At 43.5% G+C, this 1,588-nt stretch carries 1 pseudogene; it reads left to right on the top strand.

Annotation, left to right across the window (positions count from 1 at the left end):
* Positions 1-1,491, top strand: a pseudogene (locus ACFIJW_RS04835) (hypothetical protein); the annotation flags it as partial.
* Positions 1,492-1,588 lie beyond the last annotated feature (97 nt).

Below are 1,588 nucleotides of genomic sequence, written 5' to 3'. Positions count from 1 at the left end.
CGAGCGTATGAAGCCAAGAATGAAGTAGAAAAAGCCAAGGAAATAGCGAGTAATGCAAAATATATAGCAGGAGAGGCGCAGAGGGCAGCCGAAACAGCGGGTAAGAAAGCCGCGTCTTTAGAAGAAGAAGCGGAAGAGGCACAAAAAATAGCCAAGGAAGCCAAGGAGTCTGCTGGTTATGCAAGACATGATGCGACGCAAGCGCGCAATCAGGCAGAAAATGCAGAGAAAATAGCCTCGTCTGCGAGGAGTAGGGTTATCGATATCAACCAAGTGGTTGAGAATTTTAAAGCCCCCGTAAGTTTAGCGCGGATGTACTCAGAAGAAGCCAAGAAAAAAGCCGAGTCGGCAGATTCACAAGCCTATCAAGCCAAGAGCGAAGCCGAAAAAGCCAAGGAAGTAGCCGATAGAGCGAAAAGGACAGCAGAAGAAGCCAAAAAAACAGCCGATACGACGAAACAAGAGCTTGGAGGGATCAAGAGTTCCCTAGCAACGGCAACAACAGCCCATACAGTAGCTTCACAGGCAAAAGCGCTAGCGGAAGAGGTAAACAATTTACTAAAACAGTCCAATTTAACGGTTCTTTCAATTTCCACACCGTTTCTTGTAGCGACAGGCAAAGCGCAATTAACCTTGAAAAAAGGAACACGCATAACTTTGGCATTAGGCAATGATATTTTGGTTGCAAGTTATACGGTAGATACAAGAATAAGCGTTCCTTCTCTTTCGGCGGGGAAGGATTATTATGTTTATTTGGTTTCTGATGGAGGACAGTCTCATAAATTTGTTTTATCAGAAAACTCTACGTATCCAAGGGATTACACAGTGAGTAATTCGCGAAAGATAGGAGGGTTTCATACGCTCTGTGCGGATGTTGGTACGATTTCCGGTCACCCCTTGTCTGGTTATAGGGCAGGGGATATTTTACCCAATTCAGTTTGGTGTCTCAATCACCGCCCGCATAGTTCACCAGAAGGTATGGTTTATGATCCTTTGCAAGATCTTTGGGTTGATATTTATCTTCAGTCAGGGACGGGTGAAAATACGAAATCAATGTATCGTACCAATATAACAACAAACCGTAATTATACCGAACATGTAACAGATATGGCGCGTGTTAAAAAATCTTTACTGAGTGATGAAGCGTTTGCTTCTGCTATGTATGGAAGCAATGAAAAGACACATATTGTTGGCAAGAAAGAACCAACCTCTAAGGTTTCAGGTGGATATAAGGATACGGCGAATCGTCGAATGATCTCGCATATCGGTTGTGAGGATGGTTGCGGTTATGTTTGGCAATTTTTATCGGGCACGTTTCCTATACCCATAAGCCGTACGCAAAATACGTTTGAAATGAGAGCATTGTTAGGGGGTGGTAGCTGGAGTAATACAACGGATAATGGGCGTTTTACTCGAGCCGCCATGATCGTCAATGGTGGAAATGAACAAGTTGCGGCGCGTGGATGTAGCCATACGCGTCATTTTGTTTAGGAGGGAGAGATGATAGAATATCCAGAACATTTAAATAGCAAAGAAGATTATCTGAACATGCTTTCTTTTGACAAAGTTGAAACAGTAAGAAGGCTAG

It is taken from the genome of Bartonella sp. MM97QHHN, assembly GCF_042194285.1.
Classification (GTDB): Bacteria; Pseudomonadota; Alphaproteobacteria; order Rhizobiales; family Rhizobiaceae; genus Bartonella.
The sequence above is the reverse complement of the archived record's forward strand: the minus strand, read 5'-3'. Positions and strand labels throughout refer to the sequence as shown.